Source organism: Ochrobactrum sp. PL_is483 (assembly GCF_055816855.1).
Window position 1 is genome coordinate 64,999 of sequence record NZ_JBVPGS010000030.1, and the last position, 15,765, is coordinate 80,763.

Genomic DNA, 15,765 nt, shown 5'->3' on the forward strand with positions numbered 1-15,765 from the left:
TTAAGAGCAGCGAGCAGGCAGTTCGAACACGTTTTACGCGCCCGCTACTGCCATCTGGTCGCGAATGACCTTGCGCAAGGCGTCGATTGGCTTCAGCACACCGTTTTCCTCGTAGTGCCAGAAAGTCCATCCATTGCAGGCATCGAAACCCTGGACCTTTGCCCCCATACGATGGATCGAACCCGCTTCGCCATTGGCAGCCAACGTACCATCAGCCCGGACAATGGCAGCGAAACGGCGGCGTTCGTCGGAAAGCACCGTGCCCGGACGAAGAAGACCGGCCTCTATAACGCTGGTGAATGCCACGCGCGGCTCGGCTCGCTTGCCGGTCATCACCGTCAGTTCGGCCTTGCCGAGCGGTTCAACGGCGTCGATGCGCGCCGTTGCCGCGTCGATATAGTTCTGTTCGCGCTCGATGCCGACGAAGTGGCGTCCGAGGCGCTTTGCAACCGCACCCGTCGTGCCGGACCCGAAGAACGGGTCGAGAATGACGTCTCCCGGCTTGCTGGATGCCATCATGATGCGGGCGAGCAGCGCTTCCGGCTTCTGGGTGGGGTGAACCTTGTCACCGTTTTCATCCTTGAGGCGTTCTGAACCGGTGCAGATCGGGAACAGCCAGTCCGAGCGCATCTGCACATCGTCATTGGCGGCTTTCATCGCTTCATAGTTGAAGGTATAGCCCTTGCCCTTCTGGTCCCGCGAGGCCCAGATCAGCGTTTCATGGGCGTTCTGGAAGCGACGGCCACGGAAATTCGGCATCGGATTCGTCTTGCGCCAGATGATGTCGTTCAAAAGCCAGAAACCGAGATCCTGCAACTGCGAGCCGACGCGGAAAATATTGTGGTAGGAACCGATGACCCAGATGGTGCCATTCGGCTTCAGGACGCGGCGGCAAGCCATGAGCCAGGCGCGTGTGAATGCATCATAAGCCTGGAAGCTTTCGAACTGATCCCAGTGATCGTCAACCGCGCTGACCATCGACTGGTCGGGACGATGCAAATCACCGCCAAGCTGGAGATTATAGGGAGGATCGGCGAAGATGACGTCCACGGAATGATCCGGCAGGCGTTCCAGAGCCGCAACGCAATCACCTTTGATGATGGAGTCAAGCCAGGCGGTACGCGGAGCCTCGATGGGCAACTCATGTGCAAGACGTACAAGAGACATGGGATACTCGATTACCTGTGGACGCAAAAAACTTGTCCTTATGGTTACCGGGTAGGGTAAATATGCAGTTAACGCCAAGTGATTGAAATCGTAAATCTTTTCTTAATCTCCGGAAAATGTCCGCGGTTGCGGGCTTTTGCGGTGCCAAGTGTTCCCAACATTTTGCCGCCTGTCATCTTAACGCCGCTATCGCTATGCAATGGTGGCGTTATCGTCTCGCCATCGATAAGGCTTGGTTATCCCTTTTTGACTATGATCGACCGTCAACTTCTGAATTTGCGTAGCGGGCACGCGAGCGGCCCGTTTGTCCGGTGTATTTTGTGATGAATATCGCTGAACTACGGCATAATCGATATTTGCGTGTCCTCTTTGTCCCCTTTCGCATGCGCGCATTGGTTCGCGGCAGCGAAATCGGTCTCGTCATCGCCGGTACGATCATCGGCATCATCTCCGGGCTGATGGTTGCTGCGATCGGCAGCATTTCGCAATGGATGCACCAGGCAATCTTCGCATTGGAACCCGGTGAAAAACTCAGTTCAGCTGCATCGTTGCAACCAAGCGCTTATATTGCTCCCCTTGCGGGCGGCATTCTTATGGGGATCGTCATCTGGGTTCTCGCGCGCTGGCGCAAGCGCCCCATCGTTGACCCGATCGAAGCAAATGCACTTCACGGCGGGCGCCTGTCGCTCACGGACAGCTTTATTCTCGTCGGTCAGAACCTGATTGCCAACGGCTTCGGTGCATCGGTCGGGCTGGAAGCAGCCTATACGCAGCTTGCAAGCGGCTTCGCGTCCCGCATTGGCCGGGCGCTAAAACTTCGTCGCGCGGATTTGCGAACGCTAGTCGGTTGTGGTGCTGCGGCAGCCATCGCCAGCGCCTTCAATGCGCCTCTCACCGGGGCATTTTACGCATTCGAACTCATCATCGGCGTCTATTCCATTGCCACCCTGGCTCCTGTCGTTGTGGCTGCGATCATCGGAGCTCTGGTGACACAGGCAATCGGCGGGGCCCCTTTCATCATTGATATCGGCCAGATCAATGATGTCACGCCACGCGACTATGTGCCTGCACTCGTTCTGGGTTTCTTTTCGGCAGGCATCGCCATTCTCATCATGCGTGGTGTTACTTTTGTGGAAACGTTTGCCCGGCGCAGCGTGGTGCCCAACGTAATGGCGCCCGCAATCGGCGGCGCCATCGTTGGAATGATTGCATTTTTTTCTCCGCAGGTTCTGGCTTCAGGCCATGGCGCCCTGCACCTCGACCTGAACGCAAACATCACCATTCCCGCGCTTATGCTCCTGATCCTCACCAAATCGTTCGCTTCTGCCGTCTCCATCGGCTCGGGCTTTCGTGGCGGTCTGTTCTTCGCGTCGCTGTTTCTCGGTGCGCTGACCGGCAAGCTGTTTGCCGCAGTGGCCGGAGCGGTGTTGCCAGCCGGACTCGCTCTTGCACCGGAAGTCTATGCCGTCATCGGCATGAGCTCGCTTGCGGTTGCAGTCGTTGGCGGACCGATGACCATGACTTTCCTCGCGCTGGAGCTGACCGGCGACTTTCCGATCTCCATGCTCGTGCTCGGCGCTGTGGTTTCGTCCTCGCTGATGGTACGAAAGACATTCGGCTATTCCTTCGCGACGTGGCGCTTCCATCTGCGCGGCGAAGCCATCCGGTCCGCTCACGATATTGGATGGATACGGAACCTCACCGTCAACCGGATGATGCGACACGATGTGCGGACCGTGCCGATCGATACCGATATCGAAACATTCCGCCACGATTTTCCGCTTGGATCGACGCAGCGCGTGATCGCGGTGGATGCTGAGGGGCGCTATGTCGGCATGATTCCGGTTCCGGAAGTGTATGCCGACAGCTTCGATACATCCAATGGCGAACACAGCATCCGCGAGCTTCTCAAATATCAGGATGAGTTCCTGCTGCCGCAGATGAACGCCAAGGAAGCCGTTGTCCGTTTCGACCGGGCAGAAAGCGAAGCGCTGGCCGTGGTGAACAACGCACAGGAACGCAAGGTTCTTGGCCTCCTGAGTGAAGCACACACGCTGCGCCGCTACAGTGAAGAGCTGGACCGGCGACGGCGCGAAGTTTCCGGTGAGGTCTGAATCGAGCGGACCCGATTTGACGGCTCCACCATAAAGGTGTAGCTCAAGCTCGGTATTTCCGGCTGCTGCCGGTGCCAACTCCTCCCAATAAAAAGGCTATGATCATGGCGGCACCGTCCCTCATCATTTTCGATTGCGATGGCGTTTTGGTGGATTCCGAAATCATCGCGGCCGAAGTCGAGTCCACTCTTCTCACCGAAGCCGGTTATCAGATCGCCGCGGATGAAATGGCTGAACGTTTCGCTGGTTTGACGTGGCAGGATATTCTTCTCACCGTAGAGCGCGAAGCCGGGATTCCGCTTTCAGCATCGCTTCTCGATAAGTCCGAAAAAATTCTGGACGAGAGGCTCGCGAACGAGGTTCAGGCGGTTGAAGATATTGTGGAAGTGGTATCGGCACTGAAGCTGCCGAAATGCATCTGTTCCAACTCGACCGGGCAGCGTCTGGAAAGCATGCTGAAGCGCGTTGGCCTCTATGAACTGTTTGCACCCGACATCTTTTCGGCGAAGGAAGTCGGCACAAAAAAAACCAAGCCCGCGCCTGACGTTTTTCTGTATGCCGCCAAGCATTTCGGGGTCGACCCGAAGAACGTCATCGTCATTGAAGATTCCGCGCATGGCATTCAGGGCGCGCGCGCCGCTGGCATGCGTGTGATTGGCTTTACGGGCGGTGCTCACACCTATCCCGGCCATGCCGACAAGCTGACCGATGCCGGTGCGGAGACCGTCATCCATCGCCACAAGGATCTGCCCAGCGTTATCGAAGCCCTGTCTATATGGACCGATGCCTGAATGAGATAATCCGACGCCTGGCTTTGGTCAGGCGGCGGACTGCTTGTTGCGTCCCTTGGGCGGGGCATTGAGAATTGCCAAAAGCTCTTCGGCTTCACTTTCGGAGAGGCCGATCAGCAAGCGGGTTCCCATGATGACGGGTTCGCCGGTGGACGTATCGAAGATCGCCCAGGTGTCCGTTGGTTCAAGAATGCGTTCATATTTCTGTTTCATGAGAACACACTAGCCGAAACCTGTTGCCATTCATTTCACGCAGGCAGTTGCATTTAATTAGAATTTTATCGGTCTGTATTTATCCACAGCATCGGTCCAGTCAGGCTTTTTCCTGAAAAGCTCTGCTGCGCTTCCGTCTGGATTTGGGTAACCCGCCCATCAGCAGCGCAGCCGCCTCGCCCGCTGGCAGAGGCTTGCCGTAAAACCAGCCTTGCGCAGTCATTGGCGTGTCCATTTTGCGAAAATAATCGGCCTGGGCTTCCGTTTCGATGCCTTCAACCACGATACCAAGATCATGCTGCCGCGCCATCGATATGATCTCTGGAACGATCGACACCATATCTCCCTCCGCACAGACAGTGCGGGTGAAGGCTTTGTCTATCTTGATCGCATCGATATGCAGTTCGCCAAGATAGGAAAGACTTGAATAGCCCGTTCCAAAGTCATCGATATAGACCTTGTGCCCCTGTTCGCGCAGCTGCCTGATGCCTTCCGACGCTTTCGAGAAATCCACTGCCGTTCGTTCGGTCAATTCGAGACCGATCTGGCGGGGTTCGACGTCCGCGCTCGCCAATTTCGCCTGGATACTTTTCTGAAACGCGGACGCCTGAACATCGCTTGCAGTGATGTTGATATTGATCTGGATATTCCGGTTAAGGCGCAACAAATCCCCCATGTCGTCCAAAACCCGATCCACGACATAGGCGGTTACCCGTCCTGCCATGCCCTTCTCTTCGGCCTCAGCGATAAATACGTCGGGCGGAATCATGTCTCCTGTGTGAAGTTGCCAGCGCAGCAGAGCCTCAAAGCCCGTAAGACTGGCGTCCGCCACATTGATCACCGGCTGGTAGACGACCTCAAGCTGCCGGGCGTTCAGCGCCTGGTTGAGCATGGAAGCCAAGGGGCGTTCACGAGTACGATAAGCAATTCCGCCCAGGCCTACTGTTGCGCCCGCCAGCAATCCGAGACTGGTCGCGATAAAAGACTTCCACCGGGCTGAATTGCCGGACGTATCCAATTGCGCCTTGAGGGCAATGCAAATACCCATTTTGCCGTCGCAACGATATTCCTTGATAACACTGCCGAACACGTCATATTGCCGCTCAAGATTGTCGAAATCCGGGGCTGGGAAATTACCAGACCGATAATCGTATAGACGTGCGAAATGCTTACGCTTTGCATCGCGCATATAGACAGCAAAGCTGTATTGCTTCGTGAGGAGCAAATCGAACGCAGCCGAACTCAACACCACATTGGCTGCATCCTTGCCTATCACGAAACCTCGGCTGCCCGGTGTGATCAGGTATCCTTCGCCATAAACATAGGTGCCATCAGGCAAATTGATATCGGCGGGAGGACGCTCAGATTGTTCCGGAATGTCACTGAGCAGCGTAGAGCAGATCAGGCGATTATCACGGAGACGGCCTATATCCTTGATGTGATATCCGGAAAAAACCAGCTTGCGCAGATAAGCCATTTCTTGCGGAGAACACATTTCATAGGGCGAGCGATTGGCAGCCTCGATGGTTTCCCGGGCAGAGACAGCCAGACGATTTGCATGGGAAAGCAATGCGGACATGTGATTATTCATGTGCCGCTCTTCATCGATAATTCGAAGCCAGTTTCCTATCCACTGTCCGGAAACCGCGCCGAGAAACAGGATGAAAAGCAAAACAAGCGGAGTAGGATTTAGAATTTTACTGCGATCAAATCGCATGCGATCCCTTACCTTAAATATATCACAGTATGCTTAGGGGATTATCATTCTGCCTAATTATGACGTGATAAACCCATATATCAGAAAATCAAAGAAAAGAATCAGGGTTTGGATGAGTACATCCTAAAATTCCATTCATTTCTTATTCAAAAAAAGCATCGAAACATCTATATTTCACGATTATCTAAAATAAAATGGTGCGCCGAAATAGATTCCGGCGCACCATTTCACTGAATTCCAATATCAGAAATGCGTCTGTCGAGAAGGTGTTATTTGGTATTATATGGACCTTCGTCGAAACCCACGAAAATCTGGATATTTTTCTGATCCGTCATCGGCACAGTGATTGCCTTGTCGTTGAAAACGAACTGCGTCGCGGTGTCGGCATTGGCTACCGTAACCGCCTGCTTGTGCAGCTTCGAATAGATCACCTGATCGCCCTGACGTACGGCGACACGGATCGGCATGGTAATGGTGCCGCTTTTGTATTTCGGTCCAGGAACAACCTTGCCGGCCGCGGCGACATCGATCGTCATGGTGCCGGAGCCGTATTGGCAGGCGCGTGTCGTGTCGGTCAGGGCGGCCTGATAGATTACGCGCGCGGAGTCTTTATCGCCGCCCTTTTCATATGTGTTGAAAAAGGCTGTGCCGTCGCGCAACGAAACAGACGGGCAGAAAGCGCGAAGCTCGGATTCCTTGACACGCTGATCGCCGGAAGCGGCAGGTGTGGTCAACGAAGCCCCTGGGGCGCCGTCTGCCGCCTTGTCAGTGCCACTGGTTGTGCAGCCAGCAAGGGCTGCGAGCAAAACCGTTGCAAAGACTGGAAACAACGATGAACGATTCTGTGGTGCTGTTTGCATAAAGCGGGCTTCCCTGCACTGATCAACCTGTCTTCTACATCACGCATGCGTGTAGCGCGATGACGTTTTCCCGTTTTTTGCTCCAGAGAGCAACCCCCATCCCCGTCAACATGCTTTAAAACCTTGCGGCTTTTTTAGGGAGGCTCTATTGCATTACGCGGCTCAAAACCGCGCCGATCTGAAATGAAGGCCCAAGAAATGAAATATGTAAGCACGCGAGGGGAAGCGCCAGTCCTGGGGTTCAGCGATGCATTGCTCGCCGGTCTTGCCCGGGATGGCGGTCTCTATCTGCCGCAGGATTATCCCCAGTTTTCGCCAGAACAGATCCGCGAGCTGCGCGGAAAATCCTATGTCGATATTGCTCTGGCCGTGCTCACGCCTTTTGTCGATGGCGAAATTCCGCATTCGGATTTCCGCCGCATGGTGCATGAAGCCTACGGTACTTTCCGCCACGATGCGGTTTGCCCGCTGGTCCAGACAGGCGCGAATGAATTCGTGCTCGAGCTTTTCCATGGCCCGACGCTTGCCTTCAAGGACGTCGCCATGCAGCTTCTCGCTCGCATGATGGACTATGTTCTGGCGCAGCGCGGTGAACGGGCAACGATCGTCGGCGCCACGTCCGGCGATACAGGCGGCGCGGCAATCGAAGCCTTCGGCGGGCGCGACAATACCGATATTTTCATCCTGTTCCCGAACGGCCGCGTCTCGCCGGTGCAACAGCGTCAGATGACCTCATCCGGCTTCTCCAACGTTCACGCGCTTTCCATCGAAGGCAATTTCGACGATTGCCAGAACCTGGTGAAAGGCATGTTCAACGACCTTCAGTTCCGTGACGCGCTGTCGCTTTCGGGTGTGAACTCGATCAACTGGGCGCGGATCATGCCGCAGGTCGTCTATTACTTTACGGCGGCACTGAGCCTCGGCGCGCCGGATCGCACAGTTTCCTTTACGGTACCGACCGGCAATTTCGGCGATATTTTCGCAGGCTATGTTGCCAAGCGCATGGGTCTGCCCATCGACCGGCTGATTATCGCCACCAACGACAACGACATTCTCTCGCGCACGCTCGAATCCGGCGCGTATGAAATGCGCGGCGTCGCACAGACGACATCGCCGTCAATGGATATTCAGATTTCCTCGAACTTCGAACGTCTCCTGTTTGAAGCGCATGGACGCGACGCCGCGGCATTGCGCGGCCTGATGGAAAGCCTGAAGCAGTCGGGCGGCTTCTCGATCTCTGAAAAGCCGCTTGCGGCGATCCGCAGCGAATTTTCCGCTGGCCGTTCCACCGTTGAAGAAACCGCGGAAACGATCAAATCCGTGCTTGAAGCGGATGGCTATCTGCTTGACCCGCATTCGGCGATCGGAGTGAAGGTCGCTCGCGAAAATGTGTCCGATGCAGCACCAATGGTTATCCTTGCGACCGCGCATCCGGCCAAATTCCCCGATGCAGTCAAGGCTGCCAGCGGCGTCGAACCGCAGCTTCCCGCATGGCTTTCGGACTTGATGCAACGAAAAGAAAGCTTCACAGTTCTTCACAACGACCTGAAAATCGTGGAAGAATACGTTCGCCGCCATTCGAGAGCCTAAAAGACCGGCTCCGAGACGAGAACCAGAGCGGGAATGCAGGGAGCAGTTTGCTTATGGGTGTTGAAGTAACGCGTCTTTCCAACGGATTGACGATAGCCACCGATACAATGTCTCACGTGGAAAGCGTGGCGCTTGGAATCTGGGTCAAGGCCGGTGCGCGAAACGAAGCTGCCGACAGGCATGGCATTGCACATCTTCTCGAGCATATGGCGTTCAAGGGAACCGAAAACCGCTCAGCTTGGCAAATTGCATCGGATATCGAGAATGTCGGCGGCGAGATCAACGCCGCCACCAGCGTCGAGACCACATCTTATTATGCGCGCGTTCTGCGCAATGACGTGCCCCTGGCTATCGACATTCTTTCCGACATCCTGACCGCTTCCAAGTTCGATGAAGCGGAACTGGAACGCGAGAAGCAGGTCATCATGCAGGAGATCGGCGCGGCGCACGACACGCCCGACGATATCGTCTTCGACCGCTTCACCGAAACAGCCTATCGTCACCAACCGATTGGACGCGCCATTCTCGGCGAGCCTGAAACAGTCATGTCTTTCACCTCCGACGATCTGCGCCAATATATGGACGAGCAGTATAGTGCCGACCGTATGGTGGTGACGGCCGCTGGCGGCGTGGATCACGATGCCTTCGTGAAGGAAGTGGAAAAACGCCTCGGCGGTTTCCGCGCCCATAATACGGCGCCCACGCTCGACCTCGCGCATTATGTCGGCGGCGATTTCCGTGAAAATCGCGAACTCATGGATGCTCAGGTTCTGATCGGCTTCGAGGGACGCGCCTATCATGTGCGCGATTTCTATGCTTCGCAGCTTCTTTCCATGGTGCTTGGCGGCGGCATGTCCTCGCGCCTGTTCCAGGAAGTGCGTGAGAAGCGCGGGCTCTGCTATTCGGTCTATGCCTTCCATTGGGGCTTCTCGGATACCGGTTTGTTCGGCATTCATGCCGCAACGGGCCGCGACGAACTTGTCGAACTGGTTCCCGTTCTGATCGATGAACTGCACAAGGCAGCTGACTCCATCAGTCTGGAAGAAGTAGATCGCGCCCGCGCCCAATATCGTGCAAGCCTTCTTATGTCGCAGGAAAGCGCTGCAAGCCGTGCGGGGCAAATGGCACGCCAGTTCCTGCTCTATGGTCGTCCCGTCGAAAATAGCGAACTGATGGACCGTCTCTCGCTGATTACACCTGAACGGCTGACCGATCTGGCCGGGCGCCTGTTCCTCGACAGCAAGCCCACTATTGCCGGCGTCGGACCAGTTGGACGACTGATGAGCTTCGATGGCCTGTCGGATGCACTTTCGACCAGCGCGCATGCGAGGAAAATTGCTGTTTAATTAAGGCAATAGGGCATTAGGGGAGTAGGGCAGTATGTTTAGCTCGGCGAATGCGTCCACCCTTCCCTATTGCCTTACTGCCTTATTGCCCTATTGCCTTGTCCTGTCATGATCGGCCTGCCCTTCCGCAGAAGCAATCCGACCGTCCTGCGTGGACAGCGCATTTATCTGCGCGAACCGATGATGAGCGATTTCGCCAGCTGGGCCAGTTTGCGGGAACAAAGCCGTGCCTTTCTCACGCCATGGGAGCCGACCTGGCCCGACGACGACCTGACCAAGAGCGCGTTCCGCCATCGCATGCGTCGCTTCCAGGATGAAATTGCGGCCGGAACCGGCTATCCGTTTTTTGTGTTTCGCAACAGCGACAACACGCTTGTCGGCGGCATAACGCTCGGCTATATCAGGCGTGGCGTGGGCCAGAGCGGCATGATTGGCTATTGGAGCGGCGCGCCCCATGCCGGCAAGGGCTATATGACGGAAGCGCTGTCGCTGGTTATCCCCTTCGCATTCGACCAACTGCGGTTGCACCGCATTGAAGCAGCCTGTATCCCTCATAATGTACGCTCGATACGGCTTCTCGAAAAAGCCGGATTTGAGAGAGAAGGACTGTTGCGTTCCTATCTCAAGATAAATGGCTTCTGGCAGGATCACCTGCTTTTCGCCCTTATAGAAAGCGACAAACGTATGTCGGATAGCCGCATGATCAATGGCAAGGTTGGACGCTCGTGACGGGTTTTGCGGATAAGTGGCTTTTTGCTGGTGTGCGGTTTCTCGCACTCATGGTTTTTCTGACCGTTTCGGTCATCCAGGCATCGGCCATCGAACCGATCAAGATTTCCAAGGAAGATACCGCCCTCGACTTGTCCCGCGCTGTCGAACTTCTGCGCAACAAGGGTGAAAGCGTGCAAGTGTCGACCGCTCCCGGTCCTGACGGGATTGTCCGCCGCATCGAAGTGCAGGCCGACCAGAACAGCAAGGCGTCCGGCGACTGGGCCGCGTTTTCTATTGCGAACCCGACTGACGAGCAGATCGACCGCCTGATTGTAGCTCCGCATTTCCGTCTCGTCGGCTCCGGCGTCATCTGGCCCGATCTCGGTTCTCTGCGCATTGCGTCGATCACGCCCAGCGAAGGCTTCGCGCTCGACCGCCAGCCGAGTGCCGATGCAGACGTTTTCCGCATCACGCTCAATCCGGGCAGCGTCGTCACTTTCGTAGCCGAACTGTCCTCGCACAACCTGCCCCAGCTCTATCTCTGGGAGCCGGAAGCCTACAAGGATGCGGTTAATTCCTACACGCTCTATCGCGGCATCCTGCTTGGCATTTCCGGCCTGCTGGCCCTGTTTTTGACCATCCTTTTCGTCGTCAAGGGAACTTCATTGTTCCCCGCGACCGCCGCGCTTGCATGGGCCGTTCTGGCCTATATCTGCGTGGATTTCGGCTTCTGGAACAAGCTGATGGAGATAACGCCGGGCAATGAGCAAATCTGGCGTGCCGGTACGGAAGTGGCTCTCGCCGCCTCGCTCGTGATTTTCCTGTTCACCTATCTGAACCTCAATCGCTGGCACGATCATTTCAGCTACGGCGCGGTGACATGGGTATTGGGCCTGCTGGCTCTTGCCGGGGTTGCCGTTTTCGATCCGCCAGTCGCTTCCGGCATTGCGCGCATCTCGCTGGCGCTAACCGTTCTGTCCGGCGTCGCCATCATCGGTTATCTCGCGGTCAAGGGATATGATCGCGCCGTCATGCTGATACCAGCCTGGCTTCTCACCCTCATATGGTTGCTGGGTGCCTGGATGACGGTTTCGGGCAGCCTCGATAATGATATCGTGCAGCCTGCGCTTGGCGGCGGTCTTGTCCTGATCGTTCTTCTGATCGGCTTTACCGTCATGCAGCACGCCTTCGCAGGCGGTGCGCTGCAACAGGGTCTTCTATCCGACATGGAGCGACAGGCTCTCGCCGTCATCGGTGCGGGAGACATTGTGTGGGACTGGGACGTGCCGCGCGACCGCGTGGTGACGACACCCGACATCGCCAATTATCTCGGCAATACGGCCAACAGCCTGCAAGGCCCGGTGCGCAACTGGCTTCCCGCCATGCACGCCGATGACCGCGACCGGTTCCGCTCCACGCTTGACGCCATTCTGGAAAACCGGCGCGGACGCATTGGCCAGATTTTCCGGCTTCGCGCCAATGACGGTCACTATCACTGGTACGCGCTTCGCGCCCGCCCGGTCATCGGTTCGGATGGCGAAGTGGTGCGTTGCGTGGGCACGCTGGTCAATGTGACGGAGCAGAAAAAGGCAGAAGAACGCCTGTTGCACGACGCCGTGCACGACAATCTGACTGGCCTTCCAAATCGCGAACTGTTCCTCGACCGTCTCAGCAATGTCATGAACATGGCGCGTGGCGAGAGCAATCTCCATCCAACCGTGTTCATCATCGATATAGACCGCTTCAAGCAGGTCAATGACAGCCTTGGCATGTCGGCAGGCGATACGATCCTGCTCACTATTTCGCGACGTCTGGCGCGCCTCATGAAGCCGCAGGATACACTCTCACGCCTGTCCTCGGACCAATTCGGCCTGCTGCTCGCCTCCGAAAGTGATCCGGGGCGCATCGCCGCCTTCGCCGAGGCCCTGCGTCAAGCCGTGCGAGCGCCGATTGCCTATGCAAAGCGCGAAATCGTTCTGACGTCATCCATCGGCCTGATCACCTGGACAAAAACGGCAACGACTGCCGAGGATTTCGTGAAGGACGCCGAACTCGCCATGTATCAGGCAAAGCGTTTCGGTGGCGATCGCATCGAGCCGTTCCGTCCGGCATTCAGAGCCATCGGCAGCGACAAGCTCCAGCTTGAATCCGATCTGCGACGTGCGCTTGAGCGCGATGAGATCAGCCTTGTCTATCAGCCTATCGTCAAGCTTGACGAAGGCACCATTGCCGGTTTCGAGGCGCTCATGCGCTGGGAGCATCCGCGTCGGGGTGCCATTTCGCCATCGGAATTCATTCCAATTGCGGAAAACTCCGGCCTTATCATCCAGCTTGGCCTGTTCGCGATGCAACGGGCTGCGGAAGATCTTTTCGCGTGGCAGGAACTGTTCCCGAAACTCGACCTTTTCGTTTCGGTCAATCTTTCATCCACGCAACTCATCCGTCAGGATCTCATCAATGATGTTCGCTCGGTGCTTTCCCGCATTCATCTCACTCCGGGCAGCCTGAAGCTTGAACTGACCGAATCCGTCCTCATGGAAAACCCCGAACAGTCGACGCATGTCCTTGCCCGGCTTAAAACGATGGGCATCGGCTTGTCCCTTGACGATTTCGGAACAGGTTATTCCTCGCTCGCCTATCTCACGCGCTTCCCGTTCGATATCATCAAGATCGACCGGTCCTTCGTGAAGGGCGACCAGCCGCAAAAAGCCACCCTGCTTCGCTCGATTGTGAGCATGGCGCACGATCTCGGCCTCGCCGTCGTGACCGAAGGTGTGGAGAGCGAAAGCGATGCGCTTCAGCTTCGCCAGATGGGTTGCGAATATGTGCAGAGTTTCATGTTCGGCCAGCCGACCAGCAGGGACGAGGCAACGCGTATGATCCGCGAGCAGCTGGATGCGGCAGCGGCGTGAAGTAGGGCAGTAGGACAGTAGGACAGTAGGACAGTAGGACAGAAAAGGATATGGTCGGCGCGGTCGTCCGCAATCAAAACATATTCCCCTACTCCCTTACTCCCCTATTCCCTTAACATACTGCCTTACTCCCTTAAATCAGGCATGCCCCGCATCGGAAACCAGCCTGGACATATCGATGCCCATATGGAGCATCAGACGCGAATATTTGCCCTCGATATCGCTGTCGAACAGCATATCCAGCGGCGCGTCGCAGGTCAGCCAGCCATTCTCGGCAAGCTCCATCTCAATTTGGCCCGGCGCCCAGCCGGAATAACCAAGCGCCATCAGGGCGCGCGACGGCCCCCTGCCCCCATAAATGGCACGCAGAATATCGACCGTTGCCGTGAGGCAGACATCTTCTGAAACCGGCATGGTCGAGTCGACCATATAATCGTCGGTATGCAGCACGAAGCCGCGTGTGCGGTCCACAGGCCCGCCATTGCGCACCATCATATGCTGCGCGCGATCTGGCAGAATAATCAGCTCATCTTCGTCTATGACCCCGATCTGGCGCAGGAGGTCCGGAAACTCGACCGGCTGGAGCTGGTTGATGATGAAACCCATAGCGCCTTCATCGGAATGCGCACAGATATAGACCACCGACCGGGCAAAACGCTCGTCGCTCATTCCGGGCATGGCAAGCAGGAATTGCCCGTTCAGAAAACCCTGCTCCTTGTTCGGCGTCTTGAGAGTGATCATGAATATGAAGGTAGCAAGACTGGGCAAAATAACAATGGCCATTTGTTTGGACCACCGGTCATGGAATAAAATCCGTTCGAATAGCAGTTGCTCCCGTTCTGAAAACGGTGCAACCACAGGCCAGCACTATTGGACTTGAAGCGACCATGTTTTCATTCCATCTTCCGCCCATGAACATTCGAATATTCGCCCTCACACCCATTCTATTGGCATCGCTCGCACTTCCAGCGCTGGCAACAACTTCCGGCTGGACCGAGACGCCCGGTGGGCGTGTGCGCGTCATTCTCGAAGACAGTGGCCCGGGCAACGCGGCCAGCCAGGAACGACGCGGTGCCTTGCAGATCGAATTGCAGCCGGGCTGGAAAACCTACTGGCGCAATCCGGGTGATGCGGGTGTTCCGCCTCAGATCAATATCGAGGGAGATGCGAAAGCGCAGATCAGCTTTCCTGCGCCTGTCCGGTTTGGCGGGGGCGATGAAGGCGGGATCGGGTATAAGGAACCCGTCTCGCTGCCGATAATCTTTCACCTGGCATCCGGCGACACGCGGCTAAAGGGCGATGTTTTTCTTGGCGTTTGCGAGAAAATCTGCGTTCCGGTGCAGGCCGCATTCGATTTCGCGCTTGAACAAAAAGAGCAGCAAGCCTCACCGCAGACGATTGCCGCCCACACGATCATCGAGACCGCATTTGACCGGCTTCCGGCACCGGCAACAGCGGCGTTCGGCATAAGCAAGGTGAAGCGGGAAGGAGACAAGGCCGTCTTTGACCTTACCGTTCCCGACCCTTCAGCACGGGCGGAACTGTTCGTCGCCAGCGACACGGTCAGGCTTTCCGACGCTGTCGCAGTTGAAAACGGGCAATCGGGTCAGCAGTTTGCAGCCCGAGTGCATGGAAACGCAGATAATGCCTTGATCGATTATACCATCGTGCAGAACGGAAAAGCCGTCTCCGGTCAAGTGAGGCTGGAATAGCCGCTGCGGATCATATCCGTGTTTTGAAATTGTCCATCGGCCTGTTATCGGTTTAACTATGCCGCCCGTGCTTCGCGGCGCGGATGAGAATTTTGACAATTGGCAGCGGAACAACCCCTGCCCCGAGGAGAAAATAGATGACGATCAAAGTTGGCGACAAGCTGCCTGCAGCGACTTTCAAGGTAAAGACTGCGGATGGCGTCAAGGAAATGACGACCGACGAAATCTTCAAGGGCAAGAAGGTCGTTCTCTTTGCCGTTCCAGGTGCCTTCACGCCGACCTGCAGCCTCAATCATCTGCCGGGCTATCTCGAAAACCGCGACGCTATCCTTGCCAAGGGCGTCGATCAGATCGCCGTCGTGGCGGTAAACGATCCATTCGTCATGGGCGCGTGGGCCCAGAGCACCGGCGGCGAAGGCAAGATCCTCTTTCTCGCCGATGGAAGCGCTGTCTTCACCAAGGCGGCCGGTCTCGATATCGATCTTTCCGGCGGCGGCCTCGGTGTGCGCTCGAAGCGCTATTCTGCCATCATCGAAGACGGCGTGGTGAAATCTCTCAATATCGAGGAACAGCCGGGTCAGGCGGTCACATCCGCAGCCGCAGCGCTTCTTGAACAGCTTTAAGCATAAGAC

The 15,765-nt window shown here is 56.4% G+C and carries 13 protein-coding genes; 8 read left to right on the forward strand and 5 right to left on the reverse strand.

The window, feature by feature from the left end:
- Positions 1–33: 33 nt before the first annotated feature.
- Positions 34–1,167, reverse strand: coding sequence for a DNA methyltransferase (locus AC0TNJ_RS06725; protein WP_473770652.1), 1,134 nt, complete (start codon positions 1,165–1,167; stop codon positions 34–36).
- Positions 1,168–1,490: 323 nt separating this feature from the next.
- Here AC0TNJ_RS06725 and AC0TNJ_RS06730 point away from each other — a divergent pair, with 323 nt between their 5' ends.
- Complete coding sequence (locus AC0TNJ_RS06730) at positions 1,491–3,281, forward strand: chloride channel protein (protein WP_473770653.1); 1,791 nt, start codon at positions 1,491–1,493, stop codon at positions 3,279–3,281.
- Positions 3,282–3,385: 104 nt separating this feature from the next.
- Entirely contained in the window at positions 3,386–4,072 is a 687-nt protein-coding gene (locus tag AC0TNJ_RS06735; protein ID WP_473768674.1) for an HAD family hydrolase, read from the forward strand.
- Positions 4,073–4,099: 27 nt separating this feature from the next.
- Here AC0TNJ_RS06735 and AC0TNJ_RS06740 read toward each other — a convergent pair whose 3' ends face one another.
- From AC0TNJ_RS06740 to AC0TNJ_RS06750, 3 genes are all read right to left on the reverse strand, one after another.
- The gene (locus AC0TNJ_RS06740; RefSeq protein WP_104754751.1) at positions 4,100–4,285 is read right to left on the reverse strand and encodes a hypothetical protein; all 186 of its coding nucleotides are present in this window, start codon (positions 4,283–4,285) and stop codon (positions 4,100–4,102) included.
- A gap of 100 nt (positions 4,286–4,385) precedes the next feature.
- Complete coding sequence (locus tag AC0TNJ_RS06745; RefSeq protein WP_473770654.1) at positions 4,386–6,002, reverse strand: EAL domain-containing protein; 1,617 nt, start codon at positions 6,000–6,002, stop codon at positions 4,386–4,388.
- A gap of 269 nt (positions 6,003–6,271) precedes the next feature.
- Complete coding sequence (locus AC0TNJ_RS06750; protein WP_122003230.1) at positions 6,272–6,862, reverse strand: hypothetical protein; 591 nt, start codon at positions 6,860–6,862, stop codon at positions 6,272–6,274.
- Between the two features lie 198 nt (positions 6,863–7,060).
- On the opposite strand from AC0TNJ_RS06750, the gene thrC reads away from it, so the two are divergent.
- The 4 genes from thrC to pdeA all read left to right on the forward strand — a co-directional run bounded on the left by thrC (position 7,061) and on the right by pdeA (position 13,421).
- Positions 7,061–8,452, forward strand: a complete 1,392-nt coding sequence (gene thrC, locus AC0TNJ_RS06755; RefSeq protein WP_473770655.1) for a threonine synthase — start codon at positions 7,061–7,063, stop codon at positions 8,450–8,452.
- Between the two features lie 53 nt (positions 8,453–8,505).
- The gene (locus AC0TNJ_RS06760; RefSeq protein ID WP_473768677.1) at positions 8,506–9,798 is read left to right on the forward strand and encodes a M16 family metallopeptidase; all 1,293 of its coding nucleotides are present in this window, start codon (positions 8,506–8,508) and stop codon (positions 9,796–9,798) included.
- Between the two features lie 108 nt (positions 9,799–9,906).
- Entirely contained in the window at positions 9,907–10,527 is a 621-nt protein-coding gene (locus tag AC0TNJ_RS06765; protein WP_473770656.1) for a GNAT family N-acetyltransferase, read from the forward strand.
- Positions 10,528–10,577: 50 nt separating this feature from the next.
- Complete coding sequence (gene pdeA, locus AC0TNJ_RS06770) at positions 10,578–13,421, forward strand: phosphodiesterase PdeA (RefSeq protein ID WP_473768963.1); 2,844 nt, start codon at positions 10,578–10,580, stop codon at positions 13,419–13,421.
- Positions 13,422–13,559: 138 nt separating this feature from the next.
- Here the strand turns inward: pdeA and AC0TNJ_RS06775 are convergent, their stop codons facing one another.
- Positions 13,560–14,162, reverse strand: a complete 603-nt coding sequence (locus AC0TNJ_RS06775; RefSeq protein WP_122003304.1) for a YqgE/AlgH family protein — start codon at positions 14,160–14,162, stop codon at positions 13,560–13,562.
- Between the two features lie 170 nt (positions 14,163–14,332).
- Here AC0TNJ_RS06775 and AC0TNJ_RS06780 point away from each other — a divergent pair, with 170 nt between their 5' ends.
- Positions 14,333–15,133 carry a protein-disulfide reductase DsbD domain-containing protein gene (locus AC0TNJ_RS06780; RefSeq protein ID WP_473770732.1) on the forward strand — a complete coding sequence of 267 codons (801 nt, stop codon included), beginning with the start codon at positions 14,333–14,335 and terminating at the stop codon, positions 15,131–15,133.
- 137 nt (positions 15,134–15,270) lie between these two features.
- Positions 15,271–15,756 (forward strand): redoxin family protein, encoded by a 486-nt coding sequence (locus AC0TNJ_RS06785; RefSeq protein WP_473768679.1) that lies wholly within the window; start codon positions 15,271–15,273, stop codon positions 15,754–15,756.
- Positions 15,757–15,765: the final 9 nt, after the last annotated feature.

What these genes read in the sequence shown, in the direction of transcription:
- AC0TNJ_RS06730 (WP_473770653.1), top strand. Translation starts at nt 1,491, where the DNA reads ATGAATATCGCTGAACTACGGCATAATCGATATTTGCGTGTCCTCTTT.
- AC0TNJ_RS06725 (WP_473770652.1), bottom strand. Translation starts at nt 1,167, where the DNA reads ATGTCTCTTGTACGTCTTGCACATGAGTTGCCCATCGAGGCTCCGCGT.
- AC0TNJ_RS06750 (WP_122003230.1), bottom strand. Translation starts at nt 6,862, where the DNA reads ATGCAAACAGCACCACAGAATCGTTCATCGTTGTTTCCAGTCTTTGCA.
- AC0TNJ_RS06735 (WP_473768674.1), top strand. Translation starts at nt 3,386, where the DNA reads ATGGCGGCACCGTCCCTCATCATTTTCGATTGCGATGGCGTTTTGGTG.
- AC0TNJ_RS06745 (WP_473770654.1), bottom strand. Translation starts at nt 6,002, where the DNA reads ATGCGATTTGATCGCAGTAAAATTCTAAATCCTACTCCGCTTGTTTTG.
- AC0TNJ_RS06765 (WP_473770656.1), top strand. Translation starts at nt 9,907, where the DNA reads ATGATCGGCCTGCCCTTCCGCAGAAGCAATCCGACCGTCCTGCGTGGA.
- AC0TNJ_RS06775 (WP_122003304.1), bottom strand. Translation starts at nt 14,162, where the DNA reads ATGATCACTCTCAAGACGCCGAACAAGGAGCAGGGTTTTCTGAACGGG.
- AC0TNJ_RS06740 (WP_104754751.1), bottom strand. Translation starts at nt 4,285, where the DNA reads ATGAAACAGAAATATGAACGCATTCTTGAACCAACGGACACCTGGGCG.
- AC0TNJ_RS06760 (WP_473768677.1), top strand. Translation starts at nt 8,506, where the DNA reads ATGGGTGTTGAAGTAACGCGTCTTTCCAACGGATTGACGATAGCCACC.
- AC0TNJ_RS06780 (WP_473770732.1), top strand. Translation starts at nt 14,333, where the DNA reads ATGAACATTCGAATATTCGCCCTCACACCCATTCTATTGGCATCGCTC.
- AC0TNJ_RS06785 (WP_473768679.1), top strand. Translation starts at nt 15,271, where the DNA reads ATGACGATCAAAGTTGGCGACAAGCTGCCTGCAGCGACTTTCAAGGTA.
- pdeA (WP_473768963.1), top strand. Translation starts at nt 10,578, where the DNA reads ATGGTTTTTCTGACCGTTTCGGTCATCCAGGCATCGGCCATCGAACCG.
- thrC (WP_473770655.1), top strand. Translation starts at nt 7,061, where the DNA reads ATGAAATATGTAAGCACGCGAGGGGAAGCGCCAGTCCTGGGGTTCAGC.